The organism is Salinicola acroporae (assembly GCF_003206615.1).
Taxonomy (GTDB): Bacteria; Pseudomonadota; Gammaproteobacteria; order Pseudomonadales; family Halomonadaceae; genus Salinicola; species Salinicola acroporae.
Map to the genome: position 1 here is coordinate 160,284 of NZ_PZJW01000006.1, position 15,724 is coordinate 176,007.

At 63.5% G+C, this 15,724-nt stretch carries 10 protein-coding genes and 4 tRNA genes; 8 read left to right on the top strand and 6 right to left on the bottom strand.

Annotation, left to right across the window (positions count from 1 at the left end; genetic code table 11):
* Positions 1–37: 37 nt before the first annotated feature.
* Both DOM54_RS10135 and acnB read right to left on the bottom strand, forming a co-directional pair.
* Positions 38–628: an outer membrane beta-barrel protein gene (locus tag DOM54_RS10135; RefSeq protein ID WP_110716215.1), complete on the bottom strand. Its 591-nt coding sequence runs from the start codon at positions 626–628 to the stop codon at positions 38–40.
* Between the two features lie 257 nt (positions 629–885).
* Complete coding sequence (gene acnB / locus DOM54_RS10140) at positions 886–3,489, bottom strand: bifunctional aconitate hydratase 2/2-methylisocitrate dehydratase (protein ID WP_110716648.1); 2,604 nt, start codon at positions 3,487–3,489, stop codon at positions 886–888.
* Between the two features lie 491 nt (positions 3,490–3,980).
* On the opposite strand from acnB, the gene DOM54_RS10150 reads away from it, so the two are divergent.
* A complete protein-coding gene (locus DOM54_RS10150; protein ID WP_167406511.1) occupies positions 3,981–4,643 on the top strand; it encodes a MiaE family protein in 663 nt (220 codons plus the stop codon).
* Between the two features lie 110 nt (positions 4,644–4,753).
* Positions 4,754–8,656 (top strand): ATP-binding protein, encoded by a 3,903-nt coding sequence (locus DOM54_RS10155; protein ID WP_110716218.1) that lies wholly within the window; start codon positions 4,754–4,756, stop codon positions 8,654–8,656.
* Positions 8,657–8,693: 37 nt separating this feature from the next.
* On the opposite strand, the gene DOM54_RS10160 is transcribed toward DOM54_RS10155, so the two are convergent.
* A complete protein-coding gene (locus DOM54_RS10160; RefSeq protein WP_110716219.1) occupies positions 8,694–9,416 on the bottom strand; it encodes a UDP-2,3-diacylglucosamine diphosphatase in 723 nt (240 codons plus the stop codon).
* A gap of 44 nt (positions 9,417–9,460) precedes the next feature.
* Complete coding sequence (locus DOM54_RS10165; RefSeq protein ID WP_110599333.1) at positions 9,461–9,955, bottom strand: peptidylprolyl isomerase; 495 nt, start codon at positions 9,953–9,955, stop codon at positions 9,461–9,463.
* Positions 9,956–10,138: 183 nt separating this feature from the next.
* On the opposite strand from DOM54_RS10165, the gene DOM54_RS10170 reads away from it, so the two are divergent.
* Positions 10,139–11,878, top strand: coding sequence for a glutamine--tRNA ligase/YqeY domain fusion protein (locus DOM54_RS10170; protein WP_110716220.1), 1,740 nt, complete (start codon positions 10,139–10,141; stop codon positions 11,876–11,878).
* A 21-nt stretch (positions 11,879–11,899) separates the two neighbouring features.
* Positions 11,900–13,291, top strand: coding sequence for a cysteine--tRNA ligase (cysS, locus tag DOM54_RS10175; protein ID WP_206019090.1), 1,392 nt, complete (start codon positions 11,900–11,902; stop codon positions 13,289–13,291).
* Between the two features lie 72 nt (positions 13,292–13,363).
* Here the strand turns inward: cysS and mtnN are convergent, their stop codons facing one another.
* Positions 13,364–14,068 carry a 5'-methylthioadenosine/S-adenosylhomocysteine nucleosidase gene (gene mtnN / locus DOM54_RS10180; RefSeq protein WP_110716222.1) on the bottom strand — a complete coding sequence of 235 codons (705 nt, stop codon included), beginning with the start codon at positions 14,066–14,068 and terminating at the stop codon, positions 13,364–13,366.
* A gap of 37 nt (positions 14,069–14,105) precedes the next feature.
* Positions 14,106–14,963, bottom strand: coding sequence for a bifunctional methylenetetrahydrofolate dehydrogenase/methenyltetrahydrofolate cyclohydrolase FolD (folD, locus tag DOM54_RS10185; RefSeq protein ID WP_110716223.1), 858 nt, complete (start codon positions 14,961–14,963; stop codon positions 14,106–14,108).
* Positions 14,964–15,208: 245 nt separating this feature from the next.
* Here folD and DOM54_RS10190 point away from each other — a divergent pair.
* From DOM54_RS10190 to DOM54_RS10205, 4 genes are all read left to right on the top strand, one after another.
* Positions 15,209–15,285: transfer RNA gene (locus tag DOM54_RS10190), tRNA-Pro, on the top strand.
* Positions 15,286–15,332: 47 nt separating this feature from the next.
* Positions 15,333–15,409, top strand: a tRNA-Arg gene (locus DOM54_RS10195).
* 45 nt (positions 15,410–15,454) lie between these two features.
* Positions 15,455–15,529, top strand: a tRNA-His gene (locus DOM54_RS10200).
* Between the two features lie 24 nt (positions 15,530–15,553).
* Positions 15,554–15,628: transfer RNA gene (locus tag DOM54_RS10205), tRNA-His, on the top strand.
* Positions 15,629–15,724 lie beyond the last annotated feature (96 nt).

Consider the following 15,724-nt stretch of genomic DNA (forward strand, 5'->3'; position numbering starts at 1 on the left):
CGAAGGCGGCCTGGACGCGGCACCGTCAACTGCTGGTCTAGAATTGCCAGCCCACGGAGGCGGTGTACGTATCGACCTTGAAGTCGCTGTCGAAGTCGTAGCGCTCGTATTCGGTGCGCAGCAGAAGGTGCTGATAGCGGAACTGCACGCCGGCACCATAGACCGGGTCGATCCCGTCGTTGTCATCGAGATCCGAGGTGGCGCTGAGTTCGCCCTTGGCCTCCGTTTCCCAACGTGCCATGCCTGCCTTGGCGAACAGCTCGAAGCCGGCGCCGACCGGCAGCTTGCCGACCAGACTCAAGCCGTAGGCCTTGCTCTTGAGGTCGACGACATTGCCGCCCCGGATCAGGTTGGGCTTGCCCAGATCGGCGTAGAAGGCCTCGGTGGCGAAGTAGGGGTTGTATTCGTAACCGACGAACGCCTTGTAAACGCTGTCATCATCGTCGACGCGATAGTTCTCGCCGCTGGCCCCGGCAAACTTGCCGATCTCGCTGTCGCTGCTCGCCACCTCACCGTAGCCGCCGCCGATGCCGAGATAGAGCCCGTCGGCGTTGGCCGCCTGCGCCGTCGGCGCCAGCAGCAATGGGGAAATCGTCATCGGAATGACGAGCCAGATCTTCTTTTTCATCGTGAATCTCCCTTGAATGCGTCCGGACAGGCATTCCGTCGCCTCATCGGCACATTGCCATGCGGATAACGTTTGGCAACGGACGTGCACGGACCTTCGACGCTGGCGAACAGCGTTTCATGACTCGCTCAGACTTTATGATTAGCCCCGGTCAGACGCAAGCGATCTATCATCGAGGCCCGGCATAAAAAAACGCCCCGCGATGGCGGGGCGTTTCGGTGACCTCTTCATGAAGCGCGAGCATCGGAAGAGACGTGTCAGGCTTCCTGGGCGACCGGAATGACGCTCGAGGCCGCTTTCTGGAAATCCTCTATCTCATGGAAGTTCAGGTAGCGGTAGATCTCACCCGCCATGGCATTGAACTCACCCATGGTAGCCTTGTACTCCTCGACCGTGGGCAGGCGGCCTTCGACGGCAGCGATGGCCGCGAGCTCTGCCGATGCCAAATAGACATCGGCGCCGTCACCCAGACGGTTGGGGAAGTTACGGGTCGAGGTGGATACCACGGTTGACTTCGGCGCAACGCGGGCCTGGTTGCCCATGCACAGCGAACAGCCGGGCATTTCCATGCGAGCGCCAGCCTTGCCGTAGATGCCGTAGTAGCCTTCCTCGGTCAGTTGATGTTGGTCCATCTTGGTCGGCGGCGCAAGCCACAGTCGCGTTTTCAGGCTGCCTGCCGGCTGCTTCTCGAGCAATTTGCCGGCGGCGCGGAAGTGGCCGATGTTGGTCATGCACGAGCCGATAAAGACTTCATCGATCTTCTGGCCGGCAACCTCCGAGAGCAGGCGGGCATCGTCCGGGTCGTTGGGCGCGCAAAGCACCGGCTGGTCGATCTCGGCCAGGTCGATCTCGATCACCGCAGCGTACTCCGCGTCGGCGTCGGCACGCATCAGGCTGGGGTCGGCCAGCCACGCTTCCATGGCTTCGATACGCCGCTCCAGCGTGCGGCGGTCACCATAGCCGGCGCTGATCATCCACTTCAGCAGGGTGACGTTGGAGTTCAGGTACTCGGTGACGCGATCTTCGCCCAGGGTGATGGTGCAACCCGCAGCGCTGCGCTCCGCGGAGGCGTCGGAGAGCTCGAACGCCTGCTCGGCGGTGAGATCCTCGAGGCCCTCGATCTCCAGGATGCGGCCGGAGAAGATGTTCTTCTTGCCGGACTTGGCCACGGTCAGGTGACCCTGTTGAATCGCGTAATAGGGGATCGCGTGGACCAGGTCGCGCAGGGTGATGCCCGGCTGACGCTCACCCTTGAACCGCACCAGCACCGATTCCGGCATGTCCAGCGGCATGACGCCGGTGGCCGCCGCGAAGGCCACCAGTCCGGAACCTGCCGGGAACGAGATGCCCATCGGGAAGCGGGTGTGCGAATCACCCCCGGTCCCGACGGTGTCCGGCAGCAGCATGCGGTTGAGCCAGGAGTGAATGATGCCGTCGCCCGGTCGCAGCGAGACGCCGCCACGGTTCATGATGAAGTCGGGCAGGGTGTGATGGGTCTCGACGTCGACCGGCTTGGGATAGGCGGCGGTGTGACAGAACGACTGCATCACCAGGTCGGCCTGGAAACCGAGGCAGGCCAGGTCCTTGAGCTCGTCGCGAGTCATCGGGCCGGTGGTGTCCTGGGAGCCGACCGTGGTCATCTTCGGCTCGCAGTACATGCCCGGGCGGACGCCGTCCATGCCGCAGGCCTTGCCGACCATCTTCTGCGCCAGGGTGAAGCCCTTGCCGGTGTCGACCGGCTGTTCCGGCTTGCGGAAGATATCCGAGCCCGGCAGGCCGAGTTCGTTGCGCGCCTTCTCGGTCAATCCGCGGCCGATGATCAGGGGAATACGGCCACCGGCGCGCACTTCGTCGAGGATCACCTGGGTCTTGAGTTCGAAGGTGGAAACGACTTCGTCGCTGTCGTGACGGGTCACCTTGCCTTCATACGGATAGACATCGATGACGTCGCCCATTTCGAGCTTGTCGACATCCATCTCGATCGGCAGGGCGCCGGCATCTTCCATGGTGTTGAAGAAGATCGGTGCGATCTTGCCGCCGAAGCAGAAACCGCCGGCACGCTTGTTGGGCACGTGGGGAATGTCGTCGCCGAAGAACCACAGCACCGAGTTGGTGGCGGACTTGCGCGAGGAGCCGGTGCCTACCACATCGCCGACGTAGGCGACCGGGAAGCCCTTGGCCTTGACCGTTTCGATCTGGGCCAGCGGGCCCTTGCTGCCCGCCACTTCCGGCTCGATGCCGTCGCGCGGGTTCTTGAGCATGGCGTTGGCGTGGAGCGGGATGTCGGGGCGCGACCAGGCATCCGGCGCCGGCGACAGGTCGTCGGTGTTGGTCTCGCCGGGTACCTTGAACACCGCGATGCTGATCTTGTCGGCCAGTGCCGGCTTGGCCAGGAACCATTCGGCCTCGGCCCAAGACTCGAGCACGGCCTGGGCGACGGCGTTGCCGTTCTTGGCCCGCTCGGCGACGTCGTGGAAGGCATCGAACATCAGGAGGGTGTGCTTGAGCTGCTCTCCGACTTCCTGCGCCAGCTCGCTATCGTCCAGCAGTTCGACCAGCGTGGCGATGTTGTAGCCGCCCTGCATGGTGCCCAGCAGCTTGACCGCATGGATCTTGTCGATCAGCGGCGAGGTCGCTTCGCCCTTGGCGATAGCGGTGAGGAAGCCGGCCTTGACGTAGGCGGCCTCGTCGACACCGGGCGGCACGCGATCGGTGATCAGTTCGAGGAGAAACGCCTCTTCACCGGCGGGCGGCTGCTTGAGCAGCTCGACCAGTTGGGCGGTCATTTCGGCGGTCAACGGTTTCGGCGGCACGCCTTCCTGGGCGCGCTCCTCGACATGTTGGCGGTAAGCTTCAAGCACGGTGGAGACCCTCATCTAGAGTTAGAGCCCGCATCAGCGAGACGGAATCCGGGCCATGACGTGGCAGGCACGGAACGTCTCGTCGTTCGGCAAGCCAGGCTCGTCTGGCGACCCTTGACATGGCTGTCACGAAATCGGCTGCGGTGGGCGCTGCGAAGTCTACGTGAAACTGTCGACAATGTTAAGGAGGCCACGCCGCCGCCGGGCCTCCGCCTCTTCGGGGCTGCCGTCAATGTCACCATGGTCGTGGAAATGGCTATCGAAGTCTCGTCGGGCAGGCGCTACCATGAGCCTATTGGACTCGAATCCACTCTGATTCAACGTATCGAGTGGTCGAGGTCCATGAGAGGTTCTCCGGACCGTGGACGCGACGCTGATCTCGAATGACTGATGAACGATGGTCGGGAAATACGCCATGTCTCGCTACGGTCCGATGTCTTCCATCCGTGAACGGGTTTGGCAGTTGTCTGCCGAGCGACCGAAGAACGTCAATGACTACTGAACGAATGATCGATGATACCGATGTCGACATCGGCCGCTTGCTGCCGGTCGAGCTGCTCGAGTTCCTACCTTGTGCCACGCCTGGGCGCTGGATCGAGGCCGCGTTGGAGAACCCGGCGCTGTTGTTGATCGACCATGCGCAGTGTGAAAAGAAGGCTGCCTCTACCGCGATGAGCCTGATGTTCCGGTATGTCGATCGCCCCGAGCTGCTGACCAAGATGTCTCAACTGGCGCGCGAAGAGCTTCTCCATTTCGAGCAGGTGGTCGGTTTGATGCAGGAGCGGGGAGTCGACTACTCCCATATTCAGGCGTCGCGCTATGCGGAGGGGCTGCGTGAACACGTGGCACGAGAAGAGCCGGATCGATTGATCGATATCCTGATCGTGGGCGCGTTCATCGAAGCGCGCTCGTGTGAGCGTTTCGCGCGGTTGATTCCTCATCTGGATGAGCCGCTTGCCAAGTTCTATCGCTCCCTCGTGCGTTCGGAGGGGCGTCATTTCGAGGATTACCTCGGACTCGCCGAACGCTATGGCGGCAAGGCCGCCGTGGCCGAACGCGTGGTTCGCTTCGCCGCTCACGAAAAAGCGTTGATCGAAGGCGAAGACGCCATGTTCCGCTTTCATAGCGGCGTGCCGAGTGCGACCTCGCCGTGAGTCGTCGCAACCTCAGCGATCATGCCGGCCCAGGTCGACCAGGGGCTCGTGTCAACCGGCTTGGCGATGATCTGCGTGTGGTCGCTTCTTCTATCGGATAATGGAAAACGATGAATTCAGGTCGAGCTACAACAACAATCGCGCTCTTCGGACATTTCGGGTATCGGCAGGGTGATCAGGCGCTGACGCATTTCAGCTACGACAAGGTGAAGGCGCTGCTGATCTACCTGCTGATGCAGGAGGCGCCGGCGAGCCGCGCCGCGCTGGCCGAAATGCTATGGCCGGACCAGGGCGTCAAGTCGGGGCGCACGAATCTTCGCCATGCCCTTCACTGCCTCCGGCACAGCCTCGGCGATCTCGCCGAGTCGTCCCTGACGGTCACCCGACAGACCATCTCCTTCGATCTGCCGTCCAGTGTTCACTGGGATCTTCGCGAGGTGGACGGCCTGCTGCGAGAACCGCCCACCATCGATGTTCTCGAGCGGCTGCTCGACTACTATCGTGGCGACCTGCTGTCCGAACTGCATCTGGGGCAGTGCGTTGCTTTCCAGCAGTGGCTGGTGCGCACGCGGGGCGAGTGGCGACAGCGCTTGACCGAATACGCGGAGCGGGTGCTGGAGGCGTGCTCGGCGCTGCCCGAGGGGCTGCTGCGAACCCTGATCCACCGAATCCCGGATTTTGGTCCTTTCCACGAGCGTTTGGTGAGACAGCTCGCCGAGCACGGACAGTTCGCCGCCGCCCGGGAACAGTTCAATGCCTTTCTGCAACACCTGGCGCTATCCGGCCAGCAGCCCGAGCCCGGCTTCCTGCAATTGGCGCGATTCTGGTCGGAGGGGCCGGAGCCGGGACAGGTTCACCTCGATTGGCCGAACGGCATTGGCGCCGATACCTCCCAGGGGCGGCGGGAGGCACCGGGATACTCGGCGGAAGATATCGATTATCGCCAGGTCACGGTCATGGCGATTGCGCTCCGACCGGCGGACGCCGGAAACGATCTCGGCCGGGCGCTGGCTTGCCTCAAGGCTCAGGACCAGCTGTTCCGATGGCTGGAGACCCAGTGTCGCCATCTTGGGGGTTTCTGGCAGGCCGCGGTGGGGAGTGGCGTGGGGCTCGCCTGCTTTGGCACCCACGGCCCAACTCATCAACTGGCCGAACTGGTGGCGCTGTTCGAGCATTGTCGCCAAGGGCTTACTCACGAACTCGATAACCTGTGGCAGGGCGAGGAGGCGCCACCCCGGTTCACGCTGACGGCCGGCCTGGATAGCGGTCGCGTGATCTGGCTTCCGGAGCGGCACTCGATCGATCCGTTCGGCGATGTGACGCAGGTGGCGCTGGCCATGATGGTGGCGGCCAAGAGCAGCGAGCTGGTCATCTCGCTCAACGCCAGCCAGCATCTGCCGCCGGCTTTCGACCTGCAATCTCGCCTGACCCCCCGCCTGATCAGCAGCGATGGTCGGGTTCAGCGACGGGGACTGGTGCTCGGCGTGGAGTCTTCCTGTCGCGAGGCCTTGCCGCCGAGTCTCACCGGACGCGAGGCCGAACTCCGCCAGCTGCGCGATGCGCTGGCCCGGGTCTCCCTCGGGCTGCGACAGAGTCTGCTGGTACTGGGTGACACGGGTATCGGCAAGTCCGCCCTGATGATCCACTTCCGGGAATATCTGCAACAAGAAGACGCGGCGGTTTTCTGGCGGCCCACGACTCGCTTGTCGAGTCAGACCTCCTACGGGCTGGTCCAGGCGCTATTGGGGTGGTATCTCGAAGCGGAGCCGGACGACGCCGCGATCAGGGAACTGGTCGACCGAACTCCCGCGATGGAGCGAGTCGGGACCGAGCGTCGACAGTTGCTGATCGACGTGCTTGGGCGGGCGTCGCTGGCCAGGGAGGACGCCGACGAGGCGGTGGAACTGGTCACTCAACTGACCCAGGCGTTGATTCTCGAGACCACCAGTTCTCGCCGTCCGCTGGTGATCATCGTCGACGATCTGCAGTGGTTGGACGAGCCGTCACTGAAAGTCCTGCAGAACCTTCAGGCCCGGCTGCCGATTCACACAGCCTTGTTACTGGTTGCCTCTCATCAAAATCGGGAGGTTCCCTCGGTCAGGTTGAACTGGGATCAGCAGGTGGTATTGGGGCGCCTCGACGCGGAACAGTCCGCTGACATGCTGGACTACCTGGCCCGCCGGCATCGACTCAAGCTGAACCTGCGATTGCGCGAACAGTTGATCGAGCGGTGCGAGGGGGTTCCTCTCTACTTGCAGGAGATCTGCCGCCGGCTCGAGATCGACCGGCGCGAGGGCAGGCGCCTGGACGCCGACAGCCTGCCGAGCGGATTGCTGGGGTTGCTCGCCAGCCGCATCGACCAATTGCAGGGATATCGCCATGTCGCCCACATGGCGGCAGCGCTGGGTCGTCAGTTCGAAGCCGGCATGCTGCGGGCCGGTCTGGCCATCGGTGATGATCTCTTCAAGGCGGCCCTGGAGCAGATGCGAAGGCTCGAGATCATCGAGCCCTGTGACATGTCGCCCTACGACTTCCAGTTCAGCCATCCGCTGCTGCAGGAGGCGGCCTATCTTTCGTGTCCACAGGACGTGCGGATCGTGCTGCATCAGCAGGTCGTGACGCTGATCGAATCCAGTTACCCCGCGTGGATCAGCCGTCATCCCGGAGATTTCGCCGAGCACTTGCGACGAAGTGGCGATCCGGCGCGGGCCGCACGCTATTTCGAAATGGCGGCAAGGAGTGCGCTCAAGGTCAGCGCTAACCGCACGGCATTGAAAATGGCCGAGTCCGGTCTTGCCTGCCTGAAAGTGACTTCCGGCGGTGGTGCCGAGCGTGAGATCAGTCTGCTGACGGTGAAAGGACAGGCGTGCTACGCGCTGGAAGGGCATGGCTCCCCGGCGGCGCAGGAGAGTTTTCTTCGGGCGCAGAGTCTGTGGCAAGGCTCGCTGCCGGATGACGATGAAGCCGACGATCAGGCGTTTCTGGTGACCTGGGGGCTCTGGGTGGGCGCCAGCCAGCGCCACGCCACGCAAGAGGCGGAGTCGCTGGCCCTGCAGTTGCGCGATCTGGCGCGACGCATCGACGATCCGCGCTACCAGCGTCTGGCGCTCTATGCCCGCGCCCATGGCGAATACTGGAGCGGCCGGATTTCGCTGGCCTACGAGCACCTCGATCAGGTCGATCCGCTGAGTTGGCCCATGGTTCTGGAGTGGTTGCCTTACTCCGATCATCCGCAGGTAGCCGCGGCCTGCTATCAGAGCTGGACCCTCTGCCTGCGGGGTGACTATCGACGCGCGGAGCAGCAGATGGAAGCCGCCATTCGCCTGGCGGAGTCCGTTCGGCATCCGGGGTCGTTGGCCATGGCGCTGATATTCGCCGCGTCCCTCTACCGGCAACTGGGACATATCCATCTGGCGACCGAACGTGGCCGTCGCGCCCACGAGATGACGCGTACCGCGGATCTCCAGCGCTGGCACTGGGAGGCGGAGTGCGTGCTGGGGTGGAGTCAGTCGCTGGCCGGAGAGGCGCGGGGCCTGCAGAGAATCGAGTCCAGCGTGGCCCGATTGAGCGAGTTGACGGGCAGGGAGCCCTGGCAACGGCCGTTCCTGTGGTACGGCGACGCCTGCCTGGCGCTCAACGATGTGGCGCGCGCCGCGGCGTATCTCGAGCCCTGTCTCGAGCATGCGCTGACACGGCGCTCCCTGATGATGCCCCAAATCGGCTTGCAGATGGCCCGGGTCAAGCATCGCCGGGGCGACGACATGGCGAGCGTGGCGTCCCTCATCGAAGCGTCGAGAAGCTGGGCCGTCGAAGCCGGCAGCCCCCACATGGAGTTGAAAAGCCTCGAGATGTGGCTCTCCCTGGTCGATCCCGGCGACCGGGAGAAGCAGCGCGCATTGCGCTATCGGCTGGGAGAGGTGGCGCTGTCCGATGCGCCGGTTCTGACCCGCTGGCGAACGCTGCTGGATAACGTCAGCGCCGCCTCGTCCCGTCCGGCCGACTTCCAGCTCTAGGCTTGGTGCGGGCAGGTCGGTGAGTCACCGGGCACGATCAGATCGGGAACGACTCCAGTGTCAGGCCGTCGTCGTCCACTCTCAGTTGCCAACCCTTGCCGGGGCGCCAGTCGCCGATCACGTAACGCGTCGCCGGCCCCCCACCGACGTTCAGTTCGTGCACGGCCGGTCGGTGAGTGTGACCATGGATCATGACGCTCACGTCATGGGCCTGCATCGTCTCGACGACGGCTTCGGGGGTGACATCCATGATGTCCTCGGCCTTGTTGGTGTTGGCTTCGCCGGACTGTTCCCGAAGTTTCCTGGCCAGCGCCATGCGCTCATCCACCGGCATCGCCAGGATCTGTGCCTGCCAGGCGGGGTCGCGAGCCTGGCGTCGGAAAGCCATGTAAGCCTCGTCGCGAGTACACAGGCTGTCGCCGTGCATCAGCAGGACCCGCTGTCCGCCCAGTTCCATCACCGTGGGGTCGTCGAGCAGGGCACAGCCGCTATCGGCGGCAAACGCCTCGCCGATCAGAAAGTCCCGGTTGCCGTGCATGAAAGCCAGCCGGGTACCGGCTTCGGCGCAGGCCTTCAACTCGGCGATGATCCGCTGCTCGAACTCGCCCCGGTAGTCGTCGCCGATCCAGGCCTCGAACAGGTCGCCCAGAATGGTCAGCGACGAGGCCTGTCGGACCGGCCCGCGCAGGTAGTCGATGAAACCCTTGGCGATGTCCGGCTGCGAGGGTTGAAGATGGAGATCGGCGATCAGCAGTTGCATGCGGGGAGTGGTTCCTGTCGGTGGTCGGCCCGTGAGGGGGAAGGTCAATCCGTGACTTCGGCACGTTCGATGATGACATCTTCGACGGGGACATCGCTGTGCATGCCACGCCGTCCGGTTGCCACCTGGCGGATCTGGTCGACTACCTCCATGCCGTCGACCACGCGCCCGAATACGCAGTAGCCCCAGCCCTGCACGCTCTTGTCGCGGTGGTTGAGGAAGTCGTTGTCGGAGACGTTGACGAAGAACTGGGCGCTGGCGGAGTGGGGATCCTGGGTGCGCGCCATGGCGACGGTGCCTTTCTGGTTGGTGAGGCCATTGTCGGCTTCGTTCTCGATCGTGGTGCGCGTCGGCTTCTGCTCGAAGTCAGTGTCGAAGCCGCCGCCCTGAACCATGAACCCATCGATCACGCGGTGAAAGAGGGTCCCGTCGTAATGGCCGTCGCGAACGTACTGCTCGAAATTGGCGGCGGTTTTCGGGGCCTTCTCGAAGTCGAGTTCGAGCTTGATGGCGCCGTGATTGGTGTGCAAAACGATCATCGGAAATCCTGGCTGATTCTGGCTGTCGTGAGACGGCAGGCGGCTTGGCGCCGGCCGCGGGCGTCGCGCTATAATAGCGGCTTTGGGTCGCCGGGAGAAACCGCTGTCCGCGCGTGTTAACCTGCGGTCATCAGGGCCGCATCGTCGGCCGATCATCCGAATCATAGAGGTTGCCTGCATTCCATGAGCGTCGAAAGCAACACGAGCGCCGAAAGTCCCAACGATCGTTCCGAAGCCCAGTCCGGTGCCGAGACCCAGCAAGGGGCGCCGAATTTCCTGCGTAACCAGATTCGCGACGAGCTCGAGTCGGGGCAGGCGACGACGATCGTGACCCGCTTTCCGCCGGAGCCGAATGGGTTCCTGCATATCGGCCACGCCAAGTCGATCTGGGTCAACTTCGGCCTGGCGGAGCAGTTCGGTGGGCGCTGCCATCTTCGCTTCGACGATACCAACCCGGCCAAGGAAGAGCAGGCCTATATCGATGCCATCCAGGAAGACATCCGCTGGCTCGGCTACGAATGGAGCGGCTCGGTGCGCTTCGCCTCCGACTATTTCGACCAGCTCTATGCCTGGGCGCAGCATCTGGTCCGTGAGGGCAAGGCCTACGTCGACGACCTCTCCCCGGACGAGATTCGCGAATACCGGGGAACGCTGACCGAGCCGGGCCGGCCGAGCCCCTATCGGGAGCGCGGTGTCGAGGAAAATCTGGATCTGCTGGAGCGCATGCGGCTGGGCGAGTTCGCCGAGGGCAGCAAGGTGTTGCGGGCCAGGATCGATATGGCCGCGCCGAATATCAACCTGCGCGACCCGATCCTCTACCGCATCCGTCATGCCGTGCACCATCAGACCGGCGATGCCTGGAAAATCTATCCATCCTATGATTTCGCCCACGGCCAGTCCGATGCCATCGAGGGCATCACGCACTCGCTGTGCACGCTGGAATTCGAGGATCACCGCCCGCTTTACGAGTGGTTCCTGGCGCAGTTGCCGGTGCCCTCCCTGCCGCGCCAGACCGAGTTCGCGCGGATGAACGTCAATTACACGGTCACCTCCAAGCGCAAGCTCAAGCTGCTGGTCGACCGGAACGTGGTCGATGGCTGGGACGACCCGCGCATGCCGACGATCTCCGGGCTTCGCCGCCGCGGTTATACGCCGGCCTCGCTGCGCAAGTTCTGCGACATGACCGGGGTCAGCCGTGCCGCCAACGTAGTCGATATCGCGATGCTCCATTTCGCCATCCGCTCGGATCTCGAGGACAATGCGCCGAGGGCGATGTGCGTGCTCGATCCGCTCAAGGTGGTGCTGACCAACCTTCCCGCGGACCACGGCGAGGTGTTCGAGGTGCCGGGGCACCCGGCGCGGGAGGACATGGGCACCCGCCAGCTGCCGCTGACCCGCGAGATCTGGATCGATCGCGAAGACTTCATGGAGGAGCCACCGAAGAAGTTCTTCCGTCTGGCACCAGGGAAGGAGGTTCGCCTGCGCAATGGCTACGTCATTCGTTGCGACGAGGTGATCAAGAACGACGAGGGCGAGATCGTCGCGCTCCACTGCAGTGTCGACTTCGAGACCCTGGGCAAGAATCCGGAAGGGCGCAAGGTCAAGGGCGTCATCCACTGGGTCAGCGCCGAGCATGGCGTACCGGTGGAGGTCAGGCTCTACGACAACCTGTTCCTCGACGAGGCGCCGGATCGGGACAAGGATGCCGATTTCCTCGATCACCTGAACCCGGAGTCGCTGGTCACGGTGCAGGGCATCGCCGAGCCCTCGCTGGCGAATGCCGAACCGGAAGCGCGCTACCAGTTCGAACGGGTCGGTTACTTCTGCGCCGATCGTCACGCTTGTCGCGATGGCAAGCTGGTATTCAATCGCACCGTGGGGCTCAAGGACAGCTGGGCCAAGATTCAGAAGAAGCAGGGCTGAAGGAACGAGAACATGAGCGGGCTGGAGATCTACAACACGCTGACGCGCCGCAAGGCGAAACTCGATCCGATCGAGCCCGGCAAGGTGCGGATGTACGTCTGCGGGATGACGGTCTACGACTACTGCCACCTGGGTCATGCCAGGGTGATGGTGGCGTTCGACGTGATCACGCGCTGGCTGCGCCAGACCGGTCTGGACGTGACGTACGTTCGCAACATCACCGACATCGACGACAAGATTCTCCGACGCGCGGAGGAGAACGGCGAGTCGATTTCGGCGCTGACCGAGCGCATGATCGCGGCCATGCACGAGGACGAGGCGCGGCTGGGGGTTCTGCGGCCGGATGCGGAGCCTCGCGCCACAGGGCATATCCCGGAGATCGTGGCGATGATCGAGCGCCTGATCGAAGGCGGCTATGCCTACGCGGCCGCCAACGGCGACGTCTACTACCGTGTTCGCCGCTTTGCCGACTATGGCAAGCTCAACAACCGCAATCTCGACGACATGCGCGCGGGTGCCCGGGTCGACGTCGACGAACATAAGGAGGATCCGCTCGACTTCGTACTCTGGAAGGCGGCCAAGCCGGGCGAGGCTAGTTGGTCCTCGCCCTGGGGCGAAGGCCGACCAGGCTGGCATATCGAGTGCTCGGCGATGTCGACCTGCTGCCTGGGCGAGACCTTCGATATTCATGGCGGCGGCCCGGATCTGACCTTCCCGCATCACGAGAACGAGATCGCCCAGAGCGAGGCGGCCACCGGCAAGCCCTACGTCAATGTATGGATGCACGCCGGCGCGGTACGGGTCAACCAGGAGAAGATGTCCAAGTCGCTGGGCAACTTCTTCACGATTCGAGAGGTGCTGGAAGTTCACGATCCGGAAGTGGTGCGCTACCTGCTGGTCGCCAGTCACTATCGCAGTCCGATCAACTATGCACCGGAGTCCCTGAGCGAAGCCCGCAAGTCGCTCGAGCGTTTCTATCATGCCCTGGACGGCGTCGAGCCGGCTCACGGTGACGTTGAGGGCATCTATGCCGAGCGCTTCTCGGCAGCGATGAGCGACGATTTCAATACGCCCGAAGCCCTGTCGGTGCTGTTCGACCTGGCGCGGGAGATCAATCGGCTACGAGACACCGACCCGGCTCACGCCAGTGCGCTCGGCCAGGAACTCAAGCGGCTGGCGAATCTGCTGGGCTTGCTTGAGCGTGCACCCGTCGAGTTCTTCAAGGCTGGTGCTGCCGAGCTGCCGCTGAGCGAGGCCGAGATCGAATCTCGAATCGAAGCGCGGGCGACGGCCAAGCGTCAGCGGGACTTCGCCGAAGCCGACCGAATTCGCGACGAACTGGCCGCGCTGGGCGTCGTGCTGAAGGATTCGCGCGAGGGGACGCGCTGGAGTTTCGAAGCGCCGCCAGCCTGAGCCCCAATGCTGTCCTGAAACGACGAACCCCGCCAATTGGCGGGGTTCGTCGTTATGGCACTCGGCTCGGTCTCAGGCGCTGGCCAGGCGAGCGATGATCGCCTCGACCATTTCGGCGGAATGAGTCGCGGCTTGTTCCAAGAAGGCGTCGAACGAGAGGCTGGACTCCTTGCCGGCGATATCCGATAGCGCCCTGATGACCACGAACGGGCAGCCGAACAGGTGGCACGTCTGGGCAATGGCGGCGGCTTCCATCTCCACGGCCAGGATCTGGGGGAAGTGCTTGCGCACGGCGTCGACGTGCGCCGGGTCGGCCATGAAACTGTCGCCGGTGCAGATCAACCCCTCGTGGACGCGCAGGGCTCCGAGCGTCTCGATGCAGGCGCGGGCCGTGTCGATCAATCCCGGATCGGCGCTGAAGCCGGCGGGCATCCCGGGGACCTGACCCATCTCGTAGCCGAATGCCGTGACGTCGACGTCATGGTGGCGTACCTCGCTGGAGATGACCACGTCGCCTACCTCCATCGCCGCGCCGAAGCCGCCAGCGGAGCCGGTATTGATGATGGCGTCCGGGCGGTAGTGGGTCATCAGTTGGGTTGCGCCCACCGTGGCGTTGACCTTGCCGATCCCGGACTGGAGCAGCACGATTTGGAGGCCGTGACGCTCGCCGCAATGGAAGATGCCGCCAGGGTGGCGTTCGGTGCGGGGATTGTTCAGGCGGGACGCGAGCAGGGCGACTTCCTGCTCCATGGCGCCGATGATACCGAGAGTCTGCATGGGTTGATCCATTGTCCTGATGGGAGCGGTCGATGATTCACTGTGCATCGTGGAGTTCGGCGGCCTGGAGGGTGTTCTGCAACAGCGTGGCGACGGTCATTGGGCCGACGCCGCCGGGTACCGGTGTGATCCAGCTGGCGCGTTCGGCGGCGGTGTCGAAATCGACGTCTCCGATCAGCGTGCCATCCTGCTGGCGGTTGATGCCCACGTCGATGACGATCGCCCCCGGCTTGACCCAGTTGCCATCGATCAGTCCGGGTTTGCCGGTGGCGACCACCAGCAGGTCGGCCTGCCTGACCTTATCCTCTAGCCCTTGGGTGAAGCGATGGCAGATCGTGGTGGTGCAGCCGGCGAGCAGTAGTTCGAGCGCCATGGGTCGACCGACGATGTTGGAGGCGCCGACGATGGTGGCGTCCAGTCCTCGCAGCGGGATTCGGTTGTGCTCCAGCAGGGTGATGATGCCCTTAGGGGTGCAGGGGCGCAGCAACGGAAGTCGCTGTGCCAGGCGCCCGAGGTTGTAAGGGTGGAACCCGTCGACATCCTTGTCCGGACGAATGCGCTCGAGCAGGGGGTTGGCGTCGAGATGGGCTGGCAGTGGCAGTTGCAGCAGAATGCCATCGACGGTCGGGTCGGCGTTCAGCCGGTCGATCAGCGCTTCCAGCTCCTTTTGGGTCGTGGTGGTCTCGAGCCGATGGCTGAAGGAGAGGATGCCAGCGTTCTCGCAGCCCCGGTGCTTGTGGCTGACGTAGACCTCCGATGCCGGGTCGTGACCGATCAGAATGACGGCCAGCCCCGGGCGGCGCAGCCCTTGTTGGGTACGATGTTCCACGTCGGCTTTTACCTGACTGCGAATTGCGCCGGCAATGGCTTTGCCATCGATCAACTGAGCGGTCATCGACTTTCCTTTCTGAGTCCTGAAGGCCGGCGGGTCGCCGGAGGAGGTGGGCAATTTTCGCACGCCCAGCGATGCAGTCAACGCACGGTGACGGGGAAGTGGGATTCGGGTCCGACGGTGACTTCCTCGCTGCCTGACGAATCGGGCCTGAGTGCACGTAAAGGCTTGACCCCGCTGAAAGGATCCGTAGAATACGCAGCGCATCGAAGGGCTCGTAGAGTCATCGGCCACGAAAAACGCGGCATCGGGGTATAGCGCAGTCTGGTAGCGCGCCTGCTTTGGGAGCAGGATGTCGGGGGTTCAAATCCCTCTACCCCGACCAAAGCTGTCGTCTTCGCGTGTCGATGGAAATGCAGCCGGTATTGGAATGCGCCTATAGCTCAACCGGATAGAGCAACGGCCTTCTAAGCCGTAGGTTGCAGGTTCGAGTCCTGCTGGGCGCGCCACTCAACACGGCGTGACGCGTTCCCGCTCGATGCAGAATCGGTATGGTGGGTGTAGCTCAGTGGTAGAGCCCCGGATTGTGGCTCCGGTGGTCGTGGGTTCGATCCCCATCATCCACCCCATTACCGATCAAGCTTCTAGAAATGGTGGGTGTAGCTCAGTGGTAGAGCCCCGGATTGTGGCTCCGGTGGTCGTGGGTTCGATCCCCATCATCCACCCCATTTCTTCCCTTCGTTAGTCTATTTCCTCTCATGGCTTTTCTCTCCGGCTGTCGGCTTCACTATGCGGCCAGGCGTCGTCGATCGATGGCTCGAGTG